Origin of the sequence: Rhizobium zaerense, from assembly GCF_051810725.1 — a bacterium.
Classification (GTDB): domain Bacteria; phylum Pseudomonadota; class Alphaproteobacteria; order Rhizobiales; family Rhizobiaceae; genus Rhizobium; species Rhizobium leguminosarum_I.
In genome coordinates this window covers 291539-314528 of sequence record NZ_JBPWQY020000002.1, presented here as the reverse complement: position 1 = coordinate 314528, position 22990 = coordinate 291539, and the positions used below count along the sequence as shown (strand labels likewise).

Annotated in this window: 20 protein-coding genes and 4 pseudogenes; 15 read left to right on the top strand and 9 right to left on the bottom strand. The window is 57.6% G+C overall.

Going from position 1 to position 22990, the window contains the following annotated elements; all coding sequences use genetic code 11:
* The 3 genes and pseudogenes from tnpC to ACS4RR_RS25820 form a co-directional block, all read left to right on the top strand.
* Positions 1–1287, top strand: a pseudogene (gene tnpC / locus ACS4RR_RS25830) (IS66 family transposase); the annotation flags it as partial.
* 66 nt (positions 1288–1353) lie between these two features.
* Positions 1354–1581, top strand: coding sequence for a hypothetical protein (locus ACS4RR_RS25825; RefSeq protein ID WP_064697618.1), 228 nt, complete (start codon positions 1354–1356; stop codon positions 1579–1581).
* Between the two features lie 47 nt (positions 1582–1628).
* A pseudogene (locus ACS4RR_RS25820) lies at positions 1629–1764 on the top strand (DUF982 domain-containing protein); the annotation flags it as partial.
* A 96-nt stretch (positions 1765–1860) separates the two neighbouring features.
* Here the strand turns inward: ACS4RR_RS25820 and ACS4RR_RS25815 are convergent.
* From ACS4RR_RS25815 to ACS4RR_RS25775, 9 genes and pseudogenes are all read right to left on the bottom strand, one after another.
* Positions 1861–2586: pseudogene (locus ACS4RR_RS25815) on the bottom strand (hypothetical protein).
* A gap of 136 nt (positions 2587–2722) precedes the next feature.
* Complete coding sequence (gene nifT, locus ACS4RR_RS25810) at positions 2723–2929, bottom strand: putative nitrogen fixation protein NifT (RefSeq protein ID WP_456190211.1); 207 nt, start codon at positions 2927–2929, stop codon at positions 2723–2725.
* 135 nt (positions 2930–3064) lie between these two features.
* Positions 3065–3259: a 4Fe-4S binding protein gene (locus tag ACS4RR_RS25805; protein WP_003551816.1), complete on the bottom strand. Its 195-nt coding sequence runs from the start codon at positions 3257–3259 to the stop codon at positions 3065–3067.
* A 15-nt stretch (positions 3260–3274) separates the two neighbouring features.
* Positions 3275–4768: a nitrogenase cofactor biosynthesis protein NifB gene (gene nifB / locus ACS4RR_RS25800; protein ID WP_456190210.1), complete on the bottom strand. Its 1494-nt coding sequence runs from the start codon at positions 4766–4768 to the stop codon at positions 3275–3277.
* 197 nt (positions 4769–4965) lie between these two features.
* On the bottom strand, positions 4966–6525 hold the full coding sequence (gene nifA, locus ACS4RR_RS25795) for a nif-specific transcriptional activator NifA (protein WP_456190365.1): 1560 nt from the start codon (positions 6523–6525) through the stop codon (positions 4966–4968).
* A gap of 195 nt (positions 6526–6720) precedes the next feature.
* Positions 6721–7017: a ferredoxin family protein gene (locus ACS4RR_RS25790; RefSeq protein WP_011654233.1), complete on the bottom strand. Its 297-nt coding sequence runs from the start codon at positions 7015–7017 to the stop codon at positions 6721–6723.
* A gap of 11 nt (positions 7018–7028) precedes the next feature.
* A complete protein-coding gene (locus tag ACS4RR_RS25785) occupies positions 7029–8336 on the bottom strand; it encodes an NAD(P)-binding protein (protein ID WP_456190209.1) in 1308 nt (435 codons plus the stop codon).
* Positions 8323–9459, bottom strand: a complete 1137-nt coding sequence (locus ACS4RR_RS25780; protein WP_011654235.1) for an electron transfer flavoprotein subunit alpha/FixB family protein — start codon at positions 9457–9459, stop codon at positions 8323–8325. Before ACS4RR_RS25780 ends, ACS4RR_RS25785 begins: the two co-directional genes overlap by 14 nt.
* 17 nt (positions 9460–9476) lie before the next feature.
* Positions 9477–10328 (bottom strand): electron transfer flavoprotein subunit beta/FixA family protein, encoded by an 852-nt coding sequence (locus ACS4RR_RS25775; RefSeq protein ID WP_456190208.1) that lies wholly within the window; start codon positions 10326–10328, stop codon positions 9477–9479.
* Positions 10329–11390: 1062 nt separating this feature from the next.
* On the opposite strand from ACS4RR_RS25775, the gene ACS4RR_RS25770 reads away from it, so the two are divergent.
* The 12 genes and pseudogenes from ACS4RR_RS25770 to ccoS all read left to right on the top strand — a co-directional run bounded on the left by ACS4RR_RS25770 (position 11391) and on the right by ccoS (position 22976).
* A complete protein-coding gene (locus tag ACS4RR_RS25770; protein ID WP_011654237.1) occupies positions 11391–12062 on the top strand; it encodes a hypothetical protein in 672 nt (223 codons plus the stop codon).
* Between the two features lie 3 nt (positions 12063–12065).
* A complete protein-coding gene (locus ACS4RR_RS25765) occupies positions 12066–12899 on the top strand; it encodes a hypothetical protein (RefSeq protein ID WP_011654238.1) in 834 nt (277 codons plus the stop codon).
* Between the two features lie 942 nt (positions 12900–13841).
* Positions 13842–14325: pseudogene (locus ACS4RR_RS25760) on the top strand (IS5 family transposase); the annotation flags it as partial.
* Between the two features lie 401 nt (positions 14326–14726).
* Complete coding sequence (gene ccoN / locus ACS4RR_RS25755; protein ID WP_456190207.1) at positions 14727–16349, top strand: cytochrome-c oxidase, cbb3-type subunit I; 1623 nt, start codon at positions 14727–14729, stop codon at positions 16347–16349.
* 8 nt (positions 16350–16357) lie between these two features.
* Positions 16358–17092, top strand: a complete 735-nt coding sequence (ccoO, locus tag ACS4RR_RS25750) for a cytochrome-c oxidase, cbb3-type subunit II (protein WP_020048099.1) — start codon at positions 16358–16360, stop codon at positions 17090–17092.
* Between the two features lie 8 nt (positions 17093–17100).
* The gene (locus tag ACS4RR_RS25745) at positions 17101–17253 is read left to right on the top strand and encodes a CcoQ/FixQ family Cbb3-type cytochrome c oxidase assembly chaperone (protein WP_003568501.1); all 153 of its coding nucleotides are present in this window, start codon (positions 17101–17103) and stop codon (positions 17251–17253) included.
* A gap of 1 nt (position 17254) precedes the next feature.
* Positions 17255–18118 (top strand): cytochrome-c oxidase, cbb3-type subunit III, encoded by an 864-nt coding sequence (gene ccoP, locus ACS4RR_RS25740; protein WP_456190206.1) that lies wholly within the window; start codon positions 17255–17257, stop codon positions 18116–18118.
* Between the two features lie 11 nt (positions 18119–18129).
* Positions 18130–18315: a hypothetical protein gene (locus ACS4RR_RS25735; protein ID WP_456190205.1), complete on the top strand. Its 186-nt coding sequence runs from the start codon at positions 18130–18132 to the stop codon at positions 18313–18315.
* A gap of 173 nt (positions 18316–18488) precedes the next feature.
* Complete coding sequence (ccoG, locus tag ACS4RR_RS25730; RefSeq protein ID WP_456190204.1) at positions 18489–20057, top strand: cytochrome c oxidase accessory protein CcoG; 1569 nt, start codon at positions 18489–18491, stop codon at positions 20055–20057.
* A complete protein-coding gene (locus tag ACS4RR_RS25725) occupies positions 20054–20539 on the top strand; it encodes a FixH family protein (protein WP_011654243.1) in 486 nt (161 codons plus the stop codon). Before ccoG ends, ACS4RR_RS25725 begins: the two co-directional genes overlap by 4 nt.
* Complete coding sequence (locus ACS4RR_RS25720) at positions 20536–22821, top strand: cation-translocating P-type ATPase (protein ID WP_131711129.1); 2286 nt, start codon at positions 20536–20538, stop codon at positions 22819–22821. The genes ACS4RR_RS25725 and ACS4RR_RS25720 overlap by 4 nt, the downstream gene beginning before the upstream one ends.
* Positions 22818–22976: a cbb3-type cytochrome oxidase assembly protein CcoS gene (gene ccoS / locus ACS4RR_RS25715; RefSeq protein ID WP_003549679.1), complete on the top strand. Its 159-nt coding sequence runs from the start codon at positions 22818–22820 to the stop codon at positions 22974–22976. The genes ACS4RR_RS25720 and ccoS overlap by 4 nt, the downstream gene beginning before the upstream one ends.
* The last annotated feature ends 14 nt before the right edge of the window (positions 22977–22990 follow it).

Below are 22990 nucleotides of genomic sequence, written 5' to 3'. Positions count from 1 at the left end.
ATGACGACAAGGGCGGACGAGCTTCCGGATGACCTGAACGCGCTGAAAGCGATGGTGCTTTCGCGCGAGGCGGAGAATGCCCGCTTGCGGCAGATCATCAAGGAATTGCAGCGCCACCGGTTCGGTCGCCGAGCCGAAACGCTTCCCGAAGATCAGCTACTTTTGGGCTTGGAAGAGGCCGAGCAGGTCGAAGCGGATGGTCTCGAAGCGAAGGAAGAGGCTTCGGTCGCTGAACGCCGGGCACGTGTTGCCAAACGGCGGACGAACCGGGGTTCATTGCCAGCTCACCTGCCACGCATTGAGATGGTCGTCGATATCGATGATCACGCCTGCCCAGGGTGTCGCCATGATCTGCATCGGATTGGCGAAGACGTCAGTGAAAAGCTCGACGTCGTTCCGGCCCAGTTCCGTGTGCTGGTCGTGCGCCGCCCGAACTATGCCTGCCGGGCCTGTGAGGATGTCGTGGTTCAGGCTCCGGCTCCGTCCCGGCTGATCGAAGGCGGTATTCCGACCGAAGCAACCGTCGCCCAGGTCCTGGTCTCCAAGTATGCCGATCACCTGCCGCTCTATCGTCAAGCGTAAATCTACAAGCGGCAAGGGATCGATCTCGACCGATCAACACTCGCGGATTGGGTCGGCCGCGCCGCCTGGCATCTGCGACCTGTTCATCAAAGGTTGCTCGACCTTTTGAAGACATCATCCAAGCTCTTCGCCGACGAAACGACAGCACCCGTGCTCGATCCGGGACGGGGCAGGACCAAGACCGGCCAGCTCTGGGCGTATGCCCGCGATGACAGGCCTTGGCAGGGAACCGATCCGCCCGGCGTCGTCTATGTCTACGCGCCGGATCGCAAAGCCGAGCGTCCGATGGCCCATCTCGACGGTTTCGTCGGCATTCTTCAGGTAGACGGCTATAGCGGCTATCGCCCGTTGGCTGCCAAGAACACCGTATCTCTGGCATTTTGCTGGTCGCATGTCCGTCGGCGCTTTTACGAGCTGGCAGCCGCCGGTCCCGCACCCATTGCCACCGAGGCACTCAGACGCGTTGCCGAACTCTACAAGATCGAAGATGAGATACGTGGTCGCACGCACAAAGAGCGCAGCACCGCTCGGCAGGAAAGTAGCCGTCCGATCACCGATAGCCTCGCTCCCTGGCTACGCGAACAGCTTGGCCTCATCAGCTAGAAGACAAAACTGGCCGAGGCGATCCGTTATGCCCTGTCACGCTGGGATGGGCTGACAAGATTTATCGACGATGGCCGGATCGAGATCGACTCCAACACTGTCGTGTTGCCGTGGTCATACAGGACCGATAAAATGCTCCCAATAGAAGAACAGACGGTGGAGCATGCCATGACAGAGCAGAGCATCTCGTGGGAGCAGGACGGCATCGACACCGGCTGGTTCTTTGCGAAAAATATCGGCTCAGTGAGAAGCAGCACCAGTTATCGATCTGGAGGCTGGTGGTTCCTTCCAAAGTGGCTACCTGACACGGCAGAAAACGATATCGGTCCTTTCAAAAGCAAAACTGCCGCGTTGGCAGAAGCAGAAAGGCTAGCTGCTCAGCAGCTCACAAAATAGCTGGAGGCATCGACGTCTGCTCCCGTGGCCCCACAACAGCGCTTACATTGAGCGGGAAGATTGCCTCGGAACAATTCCCCGAATCGCTTCTGCGTGCGGCCAATGAGGCGGGTATCGCCCGCTCTTTCGCTCGTCCAGCAGGGAGTTGGAGAGCGACCACCGAATCTACCTCAAGCGTGCAAAGATAGTCCGAATTTCAAGGGCTATCCGCTTTTCGGCGTCATGTTTGCACCGAGAACCTGCACATCTGGCTGGACCCCGACGCGCCACTCCTTCTCATCAGGTCGCCTCGAGAACCATGTTGAGGGGCGTGGGCTGAGCGCCGGACATGAGTGAAACCGCGCGACCGGATCACCTCCGTCAATCGCTTCTCTCCCGCTTGCGCACCAAGCGCGAGCCCTGTCTCTTGTGCGATGGAGGTCGGAACGCAGATCATCGTCGAGGCTGAGTAGTAAAGCCCCTCAACCGGATTGATGTTTTCTCCGTCGGCAACCGTGGCACCGGTTTTCCGCTTGTCGATCACACCATCGAGCCCCGGCAGCCACTCCAGGACGAGGGCATCGACGTAACCAGGGCGGAACAGCCGCGCGACGGCGCAGAACATGCAGCGAGTTTGGTCGCCCCAGGCAACCCCCGGTCGTTTTGAAGGCGGCTTGCAGTTGGTTCTCGACCATCGCGGCAGCCGTATCGAACGCGCCAATCAGGTTGACCGGGCTGCCCGGCTCGGCGAACACGTGGGCCCGCTCGGGTGCCAGCGAGAACAATCCTCGCTCCTGGTGCACACAGCCTGAGGCGGCCCGTGCCGCCAGCCACTCCCGCACATAACGAGTGCGCATCCGAGGCATCGGCAAGTTCGTCGGCCTTCACCGGCCCGACTGCCTTCAGCGTCCTGTATAGCCCGTGAGCATCTCCGATCCGCACCAGCGGCACGCTGACAGCTCCGCCAATATCGCTAAGGATGGGGACCACGGGGTCCTTGAGCGTTGTTTCGTTGAATTGCATCATATCGGATTCCTGCTGATTTACTGGCGGCCTCTTGCCGATGGCCGCCTTCAAGGGATCGGGAACTCCATGCCCTCTATTTGGGTTGTATGCCCGCTTGCGCTTGGCATCGACGCTCATCTATCAACCTGCGCACGCCCTAACTGGATAGCCTCCTCGCGTCGACAGTAACCGGCAGGCGCCTGTTCTGCGATAGGTCGGGGAGGGCTATCCGCCATCCATTCTTCAGCAAAATAAAGCCGCCCCATAGGTTTTTGTCTTCAACCGAAATGATCGGTTCCTCAAGGTCTTTCTTGTGAATATAGGCCGATAAACCGACGTCAGTTCTGCTGATTGTCACTCTCATGCATGTCCCTTCTCGCTGCGGCGGCTTTGGAGCTCCGGAAGTCGAGCGCTATCAAAGCCTGCTATTTTAGTACGACATATGCGCAGGCCGATATCTCCGGCGTGGCTCTGTCTTTGCGCTTTAGTCCGGTGGCGATCAGGCAGGGACGCAGGTCTTCGGCATCGGACACACCGAAGCGCATTGTTGCGTGTCAAACTCACCCCTGCACTCGGTACATTTTTTTGGATCCACAACATATCCCTCACCTTTGAAACTGATCGCATCTGAGGGACATTCAAATTCGCAAGCGCCGCACTGGGTGCATTGGGATACAATGATCTTGAAGGCCATGTTTTAGCTCCTGATTCAATTAGAGGGGCCTAAAGCCGTCGGCATTGCCGGTTTGCCGCCAAACTCGGCGGCGTATAGCGCGCCAATCGCAGTCTCGATGTAATCATAGGAAAATGCGTCACTGGCTCGCACGCCAGTTTCTGCCAACCGCTTTTTTGGGCAATCGCCGATTTTGGAAGAAAGCAGAATGTCGATGCCGTCGAGTGCAACGATGGTGTGATCGAGAGTGGCCTTCTCGCCTATACCACCGAGGCAATACTGCTCGACCTTGCGGTGTCCCACCAAGTTGATCCCCTTTCGTGAGACTGCATACACTTGGAGTTCCCTTGCCTGACCGAAATGTTCGTTGATCCGGCCGCCACCTTTAGTCGCCACGGCAACTGCAAGGGTTCCGGAAGAACCCAGTGACTTGGCTGCTTTGTTCGCGTCCAATTTTGCTGCCAGTTGATCCCCTCGCTCATGCTGGACCAGCTTGCGATAGGCCTCGCGCTTGCTGGTGTCGAATTCAACTTTGGTGGAGATCTGGTCGAGGGCAAACTCTCGCTCGCGATCATCGCCCAGCAAACCGATGGCGTCGGCCCGGCATTGTTGGCAGTGGCGCATAAGCTTAATGTTGCCATCGAGACAGTCTTGAAGTGCCTTCAGTTCGAACGGCTCCGGGCAACGTTGACCCGTAAGACCGTAATAAGTACCATGCGAAGGCTTGGAAATCAGGGGCACCACATTGTGCATGAATGCGCCGCGGTCTCTGATCCATCGGTTAACTTCGACGAGGTGCGTGTCATTGACGCCTGGAATCATAACCGAATTGATTTTGGTGAGGATGCCGCGCTTGGTCAGCAATTCCAAACCCAACATTTGGCGCTCGTGAAGGATCCCGGCAGCTGCTATGCCAGTGTATCGACGATGTCCGTGAATTATCCATGGATAGATCTTCGCCCCTATCTCCGGATCCACCATGTTGATAGTGATCGTCACGTGATCGATATTCATGTCAGCTAGCTCATCGACATGATCCGGAAGCGCCAATCCATTGGTGGAGATGCATAGTTTCATGTCAGGTATTTCTCTCGCAACTCCTTCAAACGTCGCGACTGTTTTCCTCCAGTCGTAACAAGCGTCGCCCGGTCCGGCAACGCCGATTACGGAAAGCTCCGGCACTTTACTGGCGACGGCAAGCACCTTGCGTAGTGCCTGGTCGGGAGTTAGCTTTACTGATGCGACCCCGGGACGGCTTTCGTTGGTGCAGTCATATTTGCGATTGCAGTAGTTGCACTGGATGTTACAGGCTGGCGCGACCGCGACATGCATGCGAGCGAAATAGTGGTGGGCTTGCTCTGAAAAGCAGGGATGGTCTTTGATTCTCTCCCAGATCCGCGCATCTATGTCATCCGTCACCGAAAGGCCATGGGACGAACATGCGCGGCCACCGGGCATAGAGGGAGCCATCGGCGCCCGGTCGAAGAGGGCACTGCTGGTCTTCCCGACCTTTATCTCCGGTTCCGACATTGCACTGTTCCACTGGTGAGGAAAGGTTAGATCTCCAAAAGCAAGAGAGATTTCGAGCGATGAGATATTATTGTTTCAGCTCTTATGTCGCCTTACCGCCCGTTTCTCCGCTTGCTGCAGGAGATGTCTTGTAGAAATGAAAATAGCTCGCCCCCGAAGTCGTTGTGCCACGCTTACGGAGCTCTTGGCGATCGCGGTCACTCCTTCTTCACATCGATACGAAACCGGCGTAGCGCATAGCCGACCTGCCGCGGCGTTTTACCCAGGATACGAGCTGCTTTGGCCTGCACCCAACCAGCCTTCACCATTGCATTGATCAGTCGATCACGCTCAGTGAGACCCGGTGCCTCCATTGTGGCTGTGGCACCGCTGGGGGTACCTGCGTAGAGCCCCAGTCCGCTCGACATTGTATCTCGCGGGTTGAGACTATGCACCGCGTCGTTGTCAATGCCGTCGCGGCCGTCTTTCCAGAGGAGCGCCGAAGAACACTGGCCTTGCTGGCAGGCAAAATCTGATGAAGCGATCGTATTCGAACTGGCGAGAGTAGCGGTCCTTTGTACGCAGTTGTCCAGCTCGCGAACATTGCCGGGGAAGGCGCATTTCGACATAATGCCTATTGCCGACGGCGCGAAGTCGAAATTTCGATCATTTGCCTTGTTGAATTGCTCGAGGAACACTTGCGCTAGAAGCGAAATGTCACCGTCGCGCTGCCGAAGTGGCGGCAAAATGATGGGCACCACATTGATCCGGTAATAGAGGTCGGCTCTGAACTCACCTCGAAGGACAGCCACTTCAAGGTTTTTGTTGGTGGCGCATATGACTCGAACGTCTACTTTCAATGTCTTCGTTCCGCCGAGACGTTCGAATTCGCCTTCCTGTAACACGCGCAATAACTTTGCCTGGAATTGTGGCGATACATCGCCAATTTCATCAAGCAACAGCGTTCCGCCATTGGCCAGTTCGAAACGTCCAGCTCGTTGAAGGAGAGCGCCAGTGAAAGCGCCCTTCTCATGGCCAAACAATTCGGATTCCAGAACGGTCTCCGACAGCGCGGCGCAATTCAACTTAATAAACGCCTTGCTTTTCCGTATCGATAACGCGTGTATTGCTCTTGCAAAGCATTCCTTGCCAGTGCCGCTCTCTCCTCTCAAGAGCACCGCGGAGTTCGTCGCGGCCACGATCTTGGTGGTAGCTAATACCCTCTTGAGCGCGAGGCTCTCCCCAACGATCCAGTCGATTTTATCGACTTGGGTGGGATGAGACTTCGGCTTGATTTTCGGAATCTGTCCTGCTTGTTGTTCCTCGGCGACTGAGCCGCCATCGCTGCACAATTCGCGATAGCGCTGGCAGGCTAAGCCGATCAGGACGGCAATCATTGCCAGAAGGCTTTCGTCCTGAGCTCCGCTTTGCTGAGCGAAATCTATCCATAATGCGCCGATTGCTTTCCGGTTCACTTTAACGGGGAGAACGACAGAATTTTTCCCAAAGTGCTTTTCCCCGCTAGCGATGACACGATTTATTGTGTCCGCCTGTTCAATCGTAAGAGAACGTGAGCGAACGTCGTGCCCAATGGGAGCCCGTACGTTTATCCAGGGCTCTCCTCCGGAGCCGTGAATCACGATTCCGCCATCGCGCAATCGCAGATGCTCGGCGAGGGCGTTCATCGCAGCCTTCAGGACGTTGTCTAGAGGAAAAGAAGAGATAAGCTCTTTGGATATGTCGTAGAGTATATGGAGCCGCGCCTCTGGTTTAATCATGCCTACAAACAGGGGAGGGTGCACTGCTTTTTACCCTGGTGCACGAAATATGCCAACGCATATTCCTAAGTTAAAAATACGTGTTATCGACGGCGCAAAAATTAGCCTTTCGAAAGGTTGAGTGGATGCACATTCAATCGCCGCCGCTAATGCAGCTGGATCGGTCGCTGCTATCCCGCCGGAGGTAGGGACTCCTCATCCGAATTTGAAGAGGACCCCGAACCCGCCCCGGGGATAATTCCACTTTATGTCGCCACTAGCTTCGCACAACACTCTGCATGTGCCGCATTCCAAGCAGCCATCGGGAACAATCGCCACCTGACCAATTTCGTTCAGCTCGTAGCATTTGGCCGGACAGATTTGCGTCAAGGCGAGCAGGTTCGGGCTTGGCGACCGGTGCGGTCGCACTGTTATATGCGGACGTCCAGTGTCGACGAGATATCGGTTTTGGTACAGCTTGTCCTCAATGCGCTCAATGATGGTCGCCTTCATCGAATTTTCCTTTAACGCCAAGATACGGCGGAGCGGACCGCGTCGCTAATCAACCCCCAACGGGATCGTGCCTTGATAAAGGAGGCGGCTGTGGCCTTCTCCCTGTTGATTTTAGGTTCACCGTCGACGCGCACAAAATTTTGCGCTGCCTGAGATATAAGCGTTGGATACGTCATGAAAAAATTGTGACTGTCAGTGTGGAGGAGGCTTGGAAGATCTTTGTGTTTTATCAGGTCTTTCATGGCGAACGACTTGTCCAGCATGCCCTTATAGAGAGAGAGATTGCGCTTCGTCATCAAGCCGCCACGGCTCTTTATCTGACAGATCGCTTCGCCGGCCATGAGGCCTGATGTCATCGCGAGGTTTGATCCCTCCCTATGCACGGCATTGTTTAGTTGCGCCGCATCGCCCACGACCACCCACCCGTCGCCAAAGAGTTGCGGGATTGCCTTGAAGCCCCCTTCGGGAATAAGATGCGCGGCGTATTCTTTTATCTCTGATCCGGCCAGTAATGGTCGGATCGAGGGATGTCGCTTGAAGGCGTCAAGAAGGCGGTACGGATTTTCCATGCCTCCCGCTAAACCGGAGACGAGGCAGCCGATCCCCACCGAGATCGACTCCTTGTTGGTATAAAGGAAGCCCAGTCCGGCCATTCCGCGTGAGATCGTGCCGCCGGCTTCGATCACACAGCCTTCGCTACCGTTGAGGCCGAAGCGCTCTGCGATGACCTCTTCCGGCATGAAATGCATTTCCTTGACAGCGAGGGCCACATTTTCTGGCCTCGGTATATCGCGTAAGCCGGCTCGAGTTCCAAGCAGTCCGTTTACGCCCTCAGCGAGGACGACCACGTCCGCGAGGATCACACCGCCCTCCCGGTCCGTGTGAACGCCTACTACTTTACCTCTCAGGTTCCGAGCGAGCCTAGTCGCTGTCGTTTCACAAAGGATTGTGCCGCCGGCATCGCGCACCTTGGATGAGAACCACTTGTCAAACTGGGCGCGGATGATCGTATACCGGTTTGGCTTCAGTTCGTTAAAGTCATCAGAGCGATAGTGCACGCCCGTGTGCGACGAGTCATCCATTAGCCAGAATCGTTGCTCTACCAGATGCCGTTCAAGAGGAGCGTCATCGCGGAAGTTTGGGATAATCGCCTCCAACATGTTGGCGTACAATATAGCCCCTTGAACATTTTTAGAGCCTGAATGTTCTCCGCGCTCCAGCTGCAGCACTTTTAGACCGCGACTAGCCATCGAATACGCTGCGGCGTTGCCGGACATACCGGCGCCAATGACTATCGCGTCGAACTTACCCTTGGTCATCTAGCCTTCCTCGGTCCATAACCTTGATAGAGTTGTGCGGTGGCATTCGCTTGGCGAAAGCTTCTGTCAACGCCGGCAAGAACTCCAGCGCGCATGCGACAACGCCGATGTGGGCGAAGTCAAAGATCGGAGCGTTCTCGTCAAGGTTGATAGCCACAATCAGATCGGCTCCTTCGACGCCAACGCGATGTTGGACCGCGCCAGATATTCCCGCCGCGATGTAGAGCTTGGGTCTAATGGTATGGCCGGACTGACCAATTTGTCGATCAGCAGGCATCCAGCCTTTTTGGACCAGTGGGCGCGAGCACCCGACTCCCCCGCCGATCGTCGTTGCCAGGTTTCTCAAGTATTGAAGGTTTCCTGCAGCGCCGAGGCCGAGTCCGCCCCCAACCACGATGTCGGAGTTGGCCAGATCGGATTGCTCAGACCCGCTGTTACAAAGGAACGCGAGCACTTTGGTGACGATCTCCTCCTCAACCATCAGGAGTTGATGTTGGATAACGCGTCCAATTGGCTTATCCGAGCGTTGTGGCGTCGCCATGACCCTGGACCGCACCGTTGCCATTTGCGGCCGGCTGTTCAGCGTGTAGATCGTGCACAACAAGGACCCGCCGAAAGTTGGCCGCGTCGCTGCGAGTGAACCATCTCCATCAACATCCAGCTCGGTGCAATCAGCCGTGAGCCCTGTTTGTAAGGTCGTTGCAACAGCACCGGCGAGGTCGCGGCCGAGCGTAGTCGCGCCGAGAAGGAGAATTTCTGGTTTGTGAGTAGTGACCAGATCCGTCAAAGCCTTGGTGAAGGGTTCGTTTCGATAGTTGGCGAGGAGGGGCGACTCTACCAGATAGGCGACATCAGCTCCGTAAGCGAAGGCCTCTTCGATCGCCGGCTTGGTGCCCACGCCTTCAGACGAACCGAGGATTACCCCGGCCAGTTGGACACCCAGTTTGTCAGCTAGTCTGCGGCCTTCGCCGAGGAGTTCAATCGATACGGGATGAACATTGCCGCCCTCAAGTTCCATGAAGACCCAGACGTGCCGGTGATCTTCGAAACACTTAAGCAGCTTTTTCCCTGAGCTGGCGCGGCCGACCGCGTTTGACGGCGTTTCATTTTTTCTAGCGACCAAAATCTACTCCTCGCTGCTCACCGATTGCCATGGGACGTGAGCTTGCGTTCCAAAACGGGCTGGCGGGCAAAAATTGCAACGACCGTGTCCGCGGCGACCTCGGCCAACGTTTTGTCGTTAATGTCCACTTGCATAGCTTTTTCGGCGCGCGGACCAGGAGCGAATACTCGCTTCACGACCGTCGGCGATCCTCGTAGGCCGCATTTGGTCAACTCCCCAATGCCGGCGTCAGCGGCCCCCCATTTAAGACCCTGGCTTCGCGCTGCACGGAAAGCATCATCGAGAGAGCCCCGGCGGATAGCATTGACACCTTCCAGCACGGTGATGAGACATGGCAACGTGCTCTTCAGCATCTGCGTGCCGCTCTCCGCGTGCCGTTCAACCATGAGCTCGCGCGAAGTGGGATCAATGGAGACAATCTTCGTTACGTAAGTCAGTTGCTGGAGGTTCAGCCTCTTTGCAATTCCGGGTCCGACCTGGGCCGTGTCGCCGTCAATTGTCTGCTTTCCCGTAAAGACGATATCAGGCCCCCCATAGCTCTCGCCAATCTTCGCTACTGCTTGAGAAAGAGCATACGAGGTCGCCAGCGTGTCAGATCCGGCAAAGTGGCGGTCGGTCAGAAGCACTGCGCGATCTGCGCCGTGGGTAAGGGCTTTGCGTAGCGCTTGGTCAGCCATGGGCGGTCCCATCGTTAGAACGGTCACCTCGCCCCCATAGCGGTCACGAACCTGAAGTGCCTCTTCGAGAGCAAACAGGTCGTATGGGTTAATGATGGTCGGTACGCCTTGGCGCATGATCGTATTTGTCACCGGGTGGACGCGTATCTGCGCTGAGTCCGGCACTTGTTTGATACAGACCACGATGTGCATCGTCGTTTAAGCTCCCAATCGGATTCGGGCTTTAGGGACCCGGCTAACTCTGAGCACTGCTCGTGCCAATCAGGTTGCGCCGGTAAGCCTTCGAGATTGCACATGTTTCGTTGTCGCTATGCGAAGGGGTTTTGTAGGGTTGCCGACATGTCGTGTCGCAATCCGCCCCGATCACCACCGCGAGTGGAGGGGCGGTTCGATAGCCTTCAGGTCGGACAAGTCCATGATAGCTGCGCCACGAGTTGGAAGATTTCAACGCCGGATAATCCCCCGGGAGATAGCACGGGGACTGAAGCTCTGGTGCGGTGGGCGTGTATCGCGCTTCGGTTTGCCGTTGATAATCTGACTAGCGACACCGTATGCGCGATCAGAAGCACAGCGATCGAGAAAATAACGCTGCGGGCGCCTAGTGAGGCTTGGACAAGCGGTTTAGCTGATGTTGCGGGCGTGAACAGGATGATTGCCAGAAGCGTCGAGTAACCCTTGCTGGAAATATCAATCGAAAGCCGTCCATAAAAGCTGCTGCAGCCCGTCGAGGTCTTGGCTTTTCTCCGCCTCAATCGTTACATCAACGCCGTTCTGATCGGTTGGGCGAGCTACCGCATAACCAAAGCCGAAGCCACTTGATCTGACGCGCCTTACTGCTGAGCCAGCGCCAGCTTGTGGTCCTTCAGACGCATACAACAATTTGCGACATTGTCATCACCTTTGTCGTTTACGTGACAAGCGTTCCTGTTCTCAATCGCGCATTTTGCGCCCACATAACTGGAATCGCAGTAAATATTGTTCGTCATCTCTATCGGCCTGCTTGGCACGAATCTTGTGAGCTATTGCGAGGCAGCGGAACGGCTTTCGCATCCGCGTTGCGGGACCGGTTCGAACACGTGGAGGAAAATAAATGAGAAGGAGGATCGGGTGCGGCATTTAACACCCCACAGCACCTGAAACGTGTCGCAGATCAAACAACAGGAACGAAACATGCCACGCCGACCAGCCGTGAGTATCTCACAAATCGACTGTTGCACGTAAGTGCAAAATCCCTCAGGCAGAAGGGTTGCCGACATGTCTACAATGCTGACCATCAACGTGAAAAATTGCGAACCCCAGACGCAAACCTTCTACTTCTTCCAGCAGCCGGCCATTTATACCGGCGGGGGGAGAGTCTATTCGAATAGCCTTTTCTCGCAATCGCTCGGCAACTATGACAACACGGGCGCGATCCTGACCTTCCAGGTTAACCTGCAATATTATGCCGGCATCCAGCCGGCGAACACACAGCCGCAAATCGGCGCCTCTTCCGGCTACTCGTCAGCCAGCCGCGCCATCGATCTTGCTACGAGTTCCGGTAGCAGCGGCAAACCGAACGATTGGACGACCGCGACGGTTAATCCGCTCGGACTATCCTCGCCGATCTACGGGGAGGGTGTGCAGCCTGGCGCCTTCCGCATCACCACGCCGGTCTTCAACGCGCCGCCCTATTTCAATGTCGGCTCGGCGGTTGCCGTCAATGGCGGCATCGTGCTCTCCAACTTCGTGCAGGCAAACCCCGCCAGCAATACCGATTGCCAGCCGATCCTTAAATATTATGTCCAGACCGGCGCCTACACGCCAGGTGTCGTGATGAACTTCACGCAATCGAGCGTGAACGCGGCGCTTTCCGATTTCACTGGCGGCTATTCCGTCTGCAACGTCAGCCTGAAATCTGACGGCACCTGGACCACGCAGCTCCAGTAAGCCTTGGCACCCATGCAGGTGAAGAACCGTCCCCTCTTCACCTGCGCACCATCCTCGCGGTTGCCGCCGCCGCCCGGGCGCGGGCAGGCTGGATCTCTAAGGGGATTGTCACACGCAATGACCAGTTCGTCCTACCAGATCATCGTTCGGAACTTTTCGCAGACGACGCAATATTTCTATGTGTTCCAGAAGCAGGCCGCATTTCCGTTGCTGCCGAGCCCTGGTCTCGTCTTCAGCGGCAGTCTCGGCTGCCAAAGCATCGGCAATTACGCAAGTTCGGGAGCGCAAGTCAATTTCGGTTTGGACAGTCAGGTCTATGCAGGTGCATTCAGCACCAAACAGGCGGCGTCGCCCTCGCAGCTGATCGCGCTTCTCTCGCTCAATGCCGCCACACTATCCGTGGTCGGTAGCACATCGGCGTTCCGACCGGTTACGCTCACCACGGTTGACGGTTCGCCGGACAACTGCACGACCTTGACGCTCGATCCGCTCGGACTTTCCGCGCCCGCCAATCAAGCCGGAATTGCGATCGGAGGGTTTGGCATGAACGTGCCTTCCTATACCCCGTTGCCGCATCCCGAACTCTATTGCGGCGTCGTCGCCCTGAACAACAATCAGGCGGTTATACTCTCGAGCTTTGTCGCTCCTGTCCCCAACGCCGTCATGAACTGCATACCGAAGCAGATCTTTTTCGTGAAGATGGGCTACCAGCCGGTCGGAAGCACCGTCGCTTATGACGAGAGCAACTCGGCATGCTGCGATTTCACCATGGGCTACGCGGCCTACACCGTGACTTACAAAGCTGACGGAACCTTTTCGGCGACAGGAGGACCATAGACCCAGAGATCCGGATCATCAATGACGCTTGAGCAAGCCAATAAACCCTTGAACAAAAGGAATATAGCAACGTTACGTATTACATTGAAATCCGCTGGCCAAACAGCACGTCGCGGTAAAATCGCTGCCGGGCTTGCCATTGCCACCGTCTCTATCCTCGCAACAGCGCTGCCCGACGCGGCACAACTCGTATTTTCGTCCGATTCCCGGAACTAGCAGGCCATTGCGGTCGCACCGCCGAACGATGCGATCCTGTTCACCAAGCAGCCGGTGCCCCATCCGAATGGAACGGCCTCCGTCTTTGCGATCGTCGGAGCGGACACCTATGTCATTCCGGCTGGGGCCAACTCCTGCATCGTCGCCGCACCTCCCGCCGATGAATTACTGCTTCATTGTCCGTAACGACAACACGATCGACGGCGTCGGTTTTGCCGCCATTCGAAATCCGGGCGGCCTGACCGCCTGCCAGTAAGCGGTTTCCTACACCCACAATTCTCTTCTGGTCTTGCGCGAAGGTTGAGGCGGAAAGTCGAATATCCACCTCCGCCCGCTGTCGCGCGCTCGTCACCCTGAGGCCCCAATTCTGCACGCTACGAAGCAATCGGCGGATGAAAGAAACTGCAGCTAATGAGCAGTTCATAGGCGGTGGCCGGCGTGCATGTAATCTTGCCTGCTCCGAGGGTCTTGTTTACGGCGGCCGCGACAGCGGCCTCCGTCGGTCAACCAGCCCTTCGTCATGCGCGCCGCCCAGACGCTGACGATTTGCATTCCCGCCAGCATTGGGCGGCCATAAAGCTTAGAAAAGAATAAAGCTGGCAGTGATTTGAGTAAAAGTTCTCATAAGAACATTGTAAGGATCTCTAAGAGCCTGACCGAAAAAGAGTTGAGTGAAATCAGCCAGTTGTGATTCTGTTTGTTTGCTTAGGACGAACGGAGACCACAATGGGCTGGACTGATTTCACCCGTCGGCAATATGCCCGACGCGCAATGCGGTATGCAAGCGATCTGACGGACCGGGAATGGGGATTGATCTCGCCTTGCCTGCCCGAACCGAGGCGGCTGGGCAGGCCGCGCAGTACCGATCTTCGCGAGGTCGTGAATGCGTTGCTTTACATCGCCACGACTGGGTGCCAATGGCGGATGATGCCCAAGGATTTTCCGCCTTTTACAACTGTGCAGTCCTATTTCTATGAATGGCGAGCGACAGGGTTATGGGGTCGGATCAACCATCATCTTGTGATGGAGGCGCGTGAATTGGAAGGCCGGGAAGCCTCGCCGTCTGCGGGCGTGATCGACAGTCAAAGCGTAAAAACCACGGAAAGCGGCGGCATTTGACGCGGGCAAGAAGATCAAGGGACGCAAGCGTCATATCGTCGTCGACACGCTTGGACTGATGGTCGGCCTGGTGGTTCACAGCGCCGATATTCTAGGTGAAACATAAAGACGACCATTGTCAAATTCGGAGAGTCGAGTTTTCGAGATCTTTGTCATTACGCTCGAGTTGTTCGGCATTTAGCTGAGTTGCGGTGCAGGAAGAAATAAGATTATCGCCGTGGTCAGCGCAATGTCTGGAATGACCGACAAGCTGAAAGCAACATGCTTCCGGCAATCCAGAGAACTGATCCACCAGCAAAACGCGAGATCGAACCAAGAACACCCTGGGTGACGGTATGACAGTCGGAATGTGCCAACGACTTAAGACGCGTAGCGCTGTCCCATTTACCGGCCCTCTCGTTGACGCAGATCAAGGCGCAATTTGCCGCTTCATGACAGTCCTGGCGAGAAAGACGGCCGCGACGCGGTCGTCGGCGTACTGGGGACGACATCATGAATTACACAACGGAAACGATGGTGATCGCGGTCGCGGCGTTTCTAGCGCTGCTACTAGCCGCATTCGCGCATGATCATCTCTTTGCGGTCCATATGGGGATACTTTGCTTCTGCCTTGCCGCGGGCGCTGCTCTGCTGGTCAGGAACGTTGATTTTTCGCCGGCAGGCCAACGGCGGAAAGTCGACATATCAGGCTATTTCGACGAGGTGATACGGTATGGCCTGATCGCCACGGTATTCTGGGGCGTTGTCGGCTTCCTGGTTGGCGTGGTCATCGCGCTGCAACTGGCCTTTCCCGACCTCAACATCGCCCCTTATCTCAATTTCGGAAGGCTGCGGCCCGTTCACACATCGGCGGTCATCTTCGCCTTTGGCGGCAATGCGCTGATCATGACGTCGTTCTACGTGGTGCAACGCACCTGTCGCGCACGTCTTTTCGGCGGTAGCCTGGCCTGGTTCGTATTCTGGGGTTACCAGCTTTTCATCGTGATGGCTGCGACCGGATACGTTCTCGGAATCACCCAGGCCCGTGAATATGCCGAGCCCGAGTGGTACGTCGACCTCTGGCTGACCATCGTCTGGGTCGCCTATCTCGCCGTGTATCTTGGAACGATCCTGAAGCGCAAAGAGCCGCACATCTACGTGGCAAACTGGTTCTACCTCGCCTTCATCGTCACCATCGCGATGCTGCACGTGGTCAACAATCTTGCAGTGCCCGTCTCGTTCCTGGGATCGAAGAGCTATTCTGTCTTCTCGGGCGTTCAGGACGCGCTGACCCAATGGTGGTATGGCCACAACGCCGTCGGCTTCTTCCTCACCGCCGGCTTCCTGGGTATGATGTACTACTTCGTGCCGAAGCAGGCCAACCGACCCGTCTATTCATACCGGCTCTCGATTATCCACTTCTGGGCGCTGATCTTCATGTACATCTGGGCCGGTCCGCACCATCTGCATTACACGGCGCTGCCCGACTGGGCCCAGACCCTCGGCATGGTCTTCTCGATCATGCTCTGGATGCCCTCCTGGGGCGGCATGATCAACGGTCTCATGACCCTTTCGGGCGCCTGGGACAAGATCCGCACCGATCCGATCATCCGGATGATGATTGTCGCCATCGCCTTTTACGGGATGTCGACCTTCGAAGGCCCGATGATGTCGGTGAAAACCGTCAATTCGCTCAGCCACTATACCGAATGGACGATCGGCCACGTGCATTCCGGCGCCCTCGGCTGGGTGGGTATGATCACCTTCGGGGCGATCTACTATCTGACGCCGAAGCTATGGGGACGCGAGCGTCTCTACAGCCTGCGGATGGTCAACTGGCACTTCTGGCTCGCGACCCTCGGGATCGTCGTCTACGCCGCCGTGCTTTGGGTTGCCGGCATCCAGCAGGGGCTGATGTGGCGCGAGTACAATTCCCAGGGCTTCCTCGTCTATTCCTTCGCGGAGACGGTCGCGGCGATGTTCCCCTACTACGTGCTGCGCGCGGTCGGCGGAACGCTTTACCTGGCGGGCGGTCTCGTCATGACCTGGAACGTGTTCATGACGATCCGCGGCCACCTGCGCGACGAAGCTGCAATCCCAACCACTTTCGTGCCCCAACCACAGCCTGCCGAATGAGGTGAGACATGGCATCGATACTAGATAAACATCAGATCCTCGAGAAGAACGCGACGCTTCTTCTCGTCGGCTCGCTGCTCGTCGTGAGCATCGGCGGCATCGTCGAAATCGCACCGCTGTTCTACCTGCAGAATACGATTGAAAAGGTGGAAGGCATGCGGCCGTATACGCCGCTCGAATTGGCCGGCCGGAACATCTACATCCGCGAAGGCTGCTACCTCTGCCACAGCCAGATGATCAGGCCGTTCCGCGACGAGGTCGAACGCTACGGCCATTATTCGCTCGCGGCCGAGTCCATGTACGATCATCCTTTCCAATGGGGATCCAAGCGAACCGGGCCGGATCTGGCGCGTGTCGGGGCACGTTACTCCAACGAATGGCATGTCCAGCATCTTGCGGATCCACGGGCGGTCGTGCCGGAGTCGATCATGCCGAGTTACGCCTTCCTCAAAGAGCAGAGGGTGACGGTCAAGGACGTGGGAATGGACCTGAAGGCCAATGAGGACGTGGGCGTGCCTTACAACGACGACATGCTGGCGAATGCGGAGGCCGACATGAAGGCCCAAGCCGATCCGAACGCAGATACGACGGCCCTGCTTTCCCGCTATCCGAAGGCGAAGACCGGCGATTTCGACGGCGATCCTGCTGCGCTGACCGAAATGGATGCCCTGGTGTCCTACCTGCAGATGCTCGGAACGTTGGTCGATTTCTCGACCTACGACGACGCGACCGGCTACCGATGAGGTGATCCATGGAAACCTACACTGCAATGAGACACTTCGCCGACAGCTGGGGCCTTTTGGCAATGGCGGCATTCTTCGTCGGCGCGGTTGTGTTCACCCTTCGCCCAGGCAGCAAGCAGACGGCGAAAGAAGCCGCCGATATTCCCTTGAAGGACGATTGAGATGTCGGAAAAACACATCGATGAATTTAGCGGCGTCGAAACGACCGGACATGAATGGGACGGCATCCGCGAACTCAACAATCCGATGCCCCGCTGGTGGGTGTGGACCTTCTACGCCACCATCGTCTGGGCCTTGGGTTATGCGATCGCATATCCCGCGATCCCGATGGTTACCGACGCCACGAAGGGCATGCTGGGTTTCTCCAGCCGCGCCGAGTTGCAGCAGAACCTGGATCAGGCCAAAGCATCGCAGACGACGCTGCGTGATCTGATCGCCGCCAAGACGGTGCACGAGATCGATTCCGATTCCGCTCTTCGCGAATTCGCGGTCGCCGGCGGCGCATCTGCATTCAAGGTGAACTGCGCGCCGTGCCATGGCTCGGGAGCAAGCGGCGGCCCGGGATTTCCGAACCTCAACGACGACGATTGGCTGTGGGGTGGAGACCTGGATGCCATCCAGGCGACGATCGCGCATGGAATTCGCTTCGACGAGGATACGAACACTCATGCTTCCGAGATGCCGCCCTTTGCCGATGTTCTGGATCCCCTCCAGACAAGGCAGGTCGCGGCTTACGTCTGGGGACTGACCAATACACCGTCGGACCCCGGCCTCGCAGAGGCCGGAAAACAGGTCTTCGTCGATAACTGTGCCGCATGTCACGGCGACGACGCCAAAGGAAAAGCGGAAATGGGCGCGCCGGATCTCGCCGATGCGATCTGGCTGAAGGCACGCGGCGAGGATGCGATCATCCGTCAGGTGGCTGCTCCCAAGCATGGCGTCATGCCTGCCTGGACAGGGCGTCTCGGCGATACGACCGTCAAGGAACTTACCATTTTCGTGCATTCGCTTGGCGGCGGGACGTGAGGAGAAAAGCCATGGCAGTTCACGGCCACAACCCGATCCTCGATCTCTATGGCACGCCGCGCGCCACCATACGATCGCGAGTGTCGGCGCGCGCCAAGGCCACACCGCCACCGTCCGATCAGGACGACCCGGCAAAGATCGGCAGTTCGATCGTCAGTTTGAGCTGCCTCAAAGACCACGAGCAGACAAGCCGCTAGCAGCCTCGTCGAGGACGTCCCAGCGGTAGTTGTTCCCCCGCAGCTCCTGCAGGCCGCGCCCTCTGTCCAGGGCGTGGCCTTTTCCTTTCGCGGGAAGGCCTTGTCTCTTGATCTGCATCAAGGAACGGATGCGCGGCAGATGGGACAAAGGCGGGTGAAATCGGACAGGTCCCATGAACCTCTACACTGCACCATATCCCGATAACATCGAGCGGCTCAATGTCGAGCCGGTCAATGCCCGTCGCAACCGGCAACCTCTCTACGCACCTCGGAGGAAGGTCTTTCCCAAGCGTGCAGAGGGACGATTCCGTCGGTTCAAGTGGATCGTCATGCTGGTTACGCTCGGCATCTACTATCTCGCGCCATGGATTAGCTGGGATCGCGGTCCTTACGCGCCTGACCAGGCAATCCTCATCGACCTTTCCTCACGGCGCTTCTTCTTTTTCTTCATCGAAATCTGGCCTCAGGAATTTTATTATGTAGCGGGCCTGCTCGTCATGGCGGGGTTCGGGCTGTTTCTCGTCACTTCCGCGGTTGGCCGCGCATGGTGCGGCTACACTTGTCCGCAGACGGTCTGGGTTGATCTTTTTCTCGTCGTCGAACGTGCGATAGAAGGCGATCGAAACGCGCGAATGAAGCTTGACGCTAGCCCTATGAGCTTTGCCAAGCTGAGGAAGCGTGTCGTCAAACACTCGATCTGGCTGCTGATCGGCATCGTCACAGGCGGAGCGTGGATCTTTTATTTTGCCGACGCGCCGAGTCTGCTTGTTTCGCTGTTCACCGGCCACGCTCCTGCAGCCGCCTACACCACCGTCGCCATCCTTACTGCGACGACCTATGTGCTCGGCGGTCTCATGCGAGAGCAGGTGTGCACCTATATGTGCCCGTGGCCACGCATCCAGGGTGCGATGCTCGACGAAAATTCTCTCGTCGTCACCTACAATGACTGGCGGGGCGAGCAGCGGTCGCGTCACGCCAAGAAGGCTTTAGTCAATGGCCTATCGGTCGGGGATTGCGTGGATTGCAATGCCTGCGTGGCGGTGTGTCCGATGGGAATCGACATTCGCGACGGACAGCAGATGGAGTGCATCACATGCGCTCTCTGCATTGACGCCTGCGACGGTGTCATGGATAAGCTCGGAAAGCCTCGCGGCCTGATCGCCTACGCCACGCTGAGCGAATACTCAAGCAACATGTCGCTTGCCACCGACGAAGGACGAACGGCCGTCCAACCCTCCAGAGTTCGAAACGAGGATGGGACCTTCATTCCGGCGATCCGGCATTTCAACTGGCGGATCATCTTTCGTCCGAGAACCGTGTTTTACGCAGTCGCCTGGGCGTCGGTCGGCGTGGCCATGCTCGTCCATCTCACCTTTCGGGAGCGCCTTGAACTCAACGTCGTTCACGACCGAAACCCCCAATATGTTCTGGAAAGCGACGGCTCGCTGCGGAATGGCTACACGCTTCGTATCCTGAACATGGTGCCGACGCCTAGGGATGTGAACATAAGCCTGGTCGGGCTGGAGGGGGCGACGATGCGCATTCCCGAGTTCGGCAAGGAAGACGCTCGCAGCTTTACAGTCCATGCCGAACCCGACGCCGCCACGACGCTGAAGGTCTTCGTTACGCGCAAGCCTACCGGAGCCGCGATCAATGAATTTCTGTTCGTTATCGAAGATACCGAGCATGCCGACCGGGCAACCTACCGCGCGGCGTTCAATGCACCGGGAGACATCAAATGAAGACCTCCGCTCAAGGTTTTACAGGCTTGCACATGCTGCTTTCGACCTCGGCATTCTTTGGCGTGGTGATCGCGGTGAACGTCACCATGGCCTTCTATGCCTCTTCCAGCTGGAGCGGTCTGGTCGTGGAAAACACCTATGTCGCCAGTCAGGAGTTCAACCGCAAAGCGGCGGCGATGAAGGCAATGGCCGCTTCCGGCATCGAGGGCAACCTCTCCATAAAGGGGCACGAGATCCGCTACGATATTCACGACAAGAGCGGATCGCCTGCGATCGTCGACGACGTCATTCTGAATTTCAAACGTCCGGTCGGAGACCACGAGGACTTCCTCCTTACGCTCAGGAAGACAGCCGCGGGGCGGTTCGAAGCGGAGCATGATCTAGCCGACGGTGACTGGATCGTCGAGGCCATCTCGCGAAACGGCGGCGTGGTCGTCATGCATGAGGCAAAACGCATCGATACCGCGGAGTTAGGCCAGTGAGCTGCTGTACCATGGACGCAGAAAGCGTGCTTGCCCTCAGCACGACATCATTCAGTGCCGAAGAGGTTCGCCTTGCCAGCCAGCCGCTCGGCGAAGGATTGCGCCAGCTGGACCTGAGCGTCCCCGACGCCCACTGCGGTGGCTGCATTTCGACCATCGAAAGGGCGTTGTTGGCGCTTTCCTTCGTCAAGACAGCGCGAGTCAATCTCACGGCTCGAAGGGTGAGCTGCGTCTACCAGGAGGAGATAGAGACACGCGCAACCGATCCGTCCAAGATCCTGGCAGCGATCAACTCGGCCGGATATCGCGCGCATCTCTTCACGCCCTCAGCTCCCGAGAACGACAAGACCAGAAATCAACTTCTCCTCGCGATCGGCGTGTCCGGTTTTGCCGCTGCCAACATCATGTTGCTCTCGGTATCGGTCTGGTCGGGTGCAGATGCTGCGACGCGCGACATGTTTCATTGGATCTCGGCGATGATAGCAGCGCCCGCGCTGGTCTATGCGGGGCGCTTCTTCTTCAAATCGGCCTGGAATGCGCTGCGACATCGGCGCACCAACATGGACGTTCCGATTTCGCTCGCCGTGACGCTCTCCTATGCCGTTTCATTGTGGGAGACCGTCCATCACGGCGAGCATGCGTGGTTCGACGCTTCGGTCTCGCTGCTCTTCTTCCTGCTGATCGGCAGAACCCTCGATCATGTCATGCGCGAAAAGGCTCGGGCGGCGATCAACGGACTCGCAAGACTGGCGCCGCGCGGATCATTGCTGATCAATCCGGACGGGTCGCGACGCTACATTGCGGTAGATGAGATCGCGGCGGGGGATGAAATCTCGATAGCCGCAGGCGAACGGGTTCCCGTCGATGGCATAGTCGTCAGCGGAGAGAGCGACCTGGACCTCTCCATCGTCACCGGCGAGAGCAGCCCGGTCGCCGTCGCCAGCAACAGCGAAGTGAGTTCCGGGGCGATGAATCTGACCGGCTCCCTCGTGCTGCGGGCGACAAGAATTGCCAAGGATTCGCTTCTCTCGGAGATCATCGGCCTCATGGAAGCCGCCGAGGGCGGAAGAGCTCGCTATCGAAGGATCGCCGATCGCGCTGCGACGCTCTATTCTCCGGTCGTGCATCTGCTGGCGCTGGTCTCCTTCCTTGCCTGGGGCCTCCTGGGCGGAGACTGGAAACAGGCCATGCTGGTCGCCGTTGCGGTGCTGATCATTACCTGCCCATGCGCATTGGGTCTTGCCGTACCTGTGGTCCAGGTCGTCGCCACGGGCGAACTTTTCCGGAAGGGCATCATGGTGAAGGACGGCTCAGCACTCGAAAGACTGGCCGAAACCGACACCGTGGCCTTTGACAAGACGGGCACCTTGACGATCGGCAGTTCGCGCCTTGTCAGAGTGGATGCCATGGACGAGAGCGCCACCGCGATCGCCCGTGGATTGGCAGCGCATTCACGGCATCCCCTTTCTCGGGCCCTGGTACGGGACACCGAAACCGACCTCATGTCCTTCGACATCGTCACGGAAATCCCCGGCGGGGGACTGGAAGCCAGGAACGGAGCAGATGTCTATCGATTGGGCAACTTGGCGTTTGCCTGCGGAACCAGCATCGTGCCCCGCACCGCCGACAGTCCGTTCTCGGAAGTGGTCCTGTCGAAGAATGGTGTCGATCTTGCTCGCTTCTTCTTCGATGACACGCTTCGTCCGGGTGCTTGCGAGGCAATCGACCGGCTCGATGCAGCCGGCCTTGAAACGCTGATCGTGTCCGGAGACAGGCAGACCGTCGTCGACAATACGGCGCATGCCCTGGGTATCGACAGGGCTTTGGGCTCTCTGACGCCGAAACAGAAGGTCGAGGAATGCCAGAGGCTGAATGGCGAAGGTCGTCGCGTGCTCATGGTTGGCGACGGGATCAACGACGCCCCGGCACTTGCAGCCGCGCATGTCTCGATGGCGCCGGCCACAGCCTCCGATATCGGAAGACAGGCGGCCGACCTGGTTTTCTTCAACGATCGCCTTGACGCTGTTCCGGAAGCGATCGCCGTTGCGCGACGATCCGCCAGCCTCATCCGGCAGAACTTCGCTCTCGCCATCGGTTACAACGTTCTGGCAGTGCCGATCGCCATCGCCGGATTGGCGACGCCGCTGATAGCGGCGGTGGCAATGTCGACATCCTCGATCATCGTCGTGACGAACGCCCTGCGCCTGAACGCCTTCGGCAAGCGTCGGGATATGCACATTCGAGGGCGGATCGGCAGGAGTGAGGAGGTCAAAGCCGCATGAACATGTTGATCTATCTCATACCGATCGCGCTGTTGATGGGAGGAATAGGGCTCCTGGCATTCCTTTGGTCGCTAAAGAGCGGCCAGTATGACGACCTTCAAGGCGCCGCCTGGCGGATCCTCGCCGAGGACGAAACCGATCAACGAGAACCCTGACCGCAGACTGGGTC

Coding starts and splice junctions, on each gene's coding strand:
- ACS4RR_RS25825 (WP_064697618.1), top strand. CDS start 1,354: ATGACAGAGCAGAGCATCTCGTGGGAGCAGGACGGCATCGACACCGGC.
- nifT (WP_456190211.1), bottom strand. CDS start 2,929: ATGAGAGTGACAATCAGCAGAACTGACGTCGGTTTATCGGCCTATATT.
- ACS4RR_RS25805 (WP_003551816.1), bottom strand. CDS start 3,259: ATGGCCTTCAAGATCATTGTATCCCAATGCACCCAGTGCGGCGCTTGC.
- nifB (WP_456190210.1), bottom strand. CDS start 4,768: ATGTCGGAACCGGAGATAAAGGTCGGGAAGACCAGCAGTGCCCTCTTC.
- nifA (WP_456190365.1), bottom strand. CDS start 6,525: ATGATTAAACCAGAGGCGCGGCTCCATATACTCTACGACATATCCAAA.
- ACS4RR_RS25790 (WP_011654233.1), bottom strand. CDS start 7,017: ATGAAGGCGACCATCATTGAGCGCATTGAGGACAAGCTGTACCAAAAC.
- ACS4RR_RS25785 (WP_456190209.1), bottom strand. CDS start 8,336: ATGACCAAGGGTAAGTTCGACGCGATAGTCATTGGCGCCGGTATGTCC.
- ACS4RR_RS25775 (WP_456190208.1), bottom strand. CDS start 10,328: ATGCACATCGTGGTCTGTATCAAACAAGTGCCGGACTCAGCGCAGATA.
- ACS4RR_RS25770 (WP_011654237.1), top strand. CDS start 11,391: ATGTCTACAATGCTGACCATCAACGTGAAAAATTGCGAACCCCAGACG.
- ccoN (WP_456190207.1), top strand. CDS start 14,727: ATGAATTACACAACGGAAACGATGGTGATCGCGGTCGCGGCGTTTCTA.
- ccoO (WP_020048099.1), top strand. CDS start 16,358: ATGGCATCGATACTAGATAAACATCAGATCCTCGAGAAGAACGCGACG.
- ACS4RR_RS25745 (WP_003568501.1), top strand. CDS start 17,101: ATGGAAACCTACACTGCAATGAGACACTTCGCCGACAGCTGGGGCCTT.
- ccoP (WP_456190206.1), top strand. CDS start 17,255: ATGTCGGAAAAACACATCGATGAATTTAGCGGCGTCGAAACGACCGGA.
- ACS4RR_RS25735 (WP_456190205.1), top strand. CDS start 18,130: ATGGCAGTTCACGGCCACAACCCGATCCTCGATCTCTATGGCACGCCG.
- ccoG (WP_456190204.1), top strand. CDS start 18,489: ATGAACCTCTACACTGCACCATATCCCGATAACATCGAGCGGCTCAAT.
- ACS4RR_RS25725 (WP_011654243.1), top strand. CDS start 20,054: ATGAAGACCTCCGCTCAAGGTTTTACAGGCTTGCACATGCTGCTTTCG.
- ccoS (WP_003549679.1), top strand. CDS start 22,818: ATGAACATGTTGATCTATCTCATACCGATCGCGCTGTTGATGGGAGGA.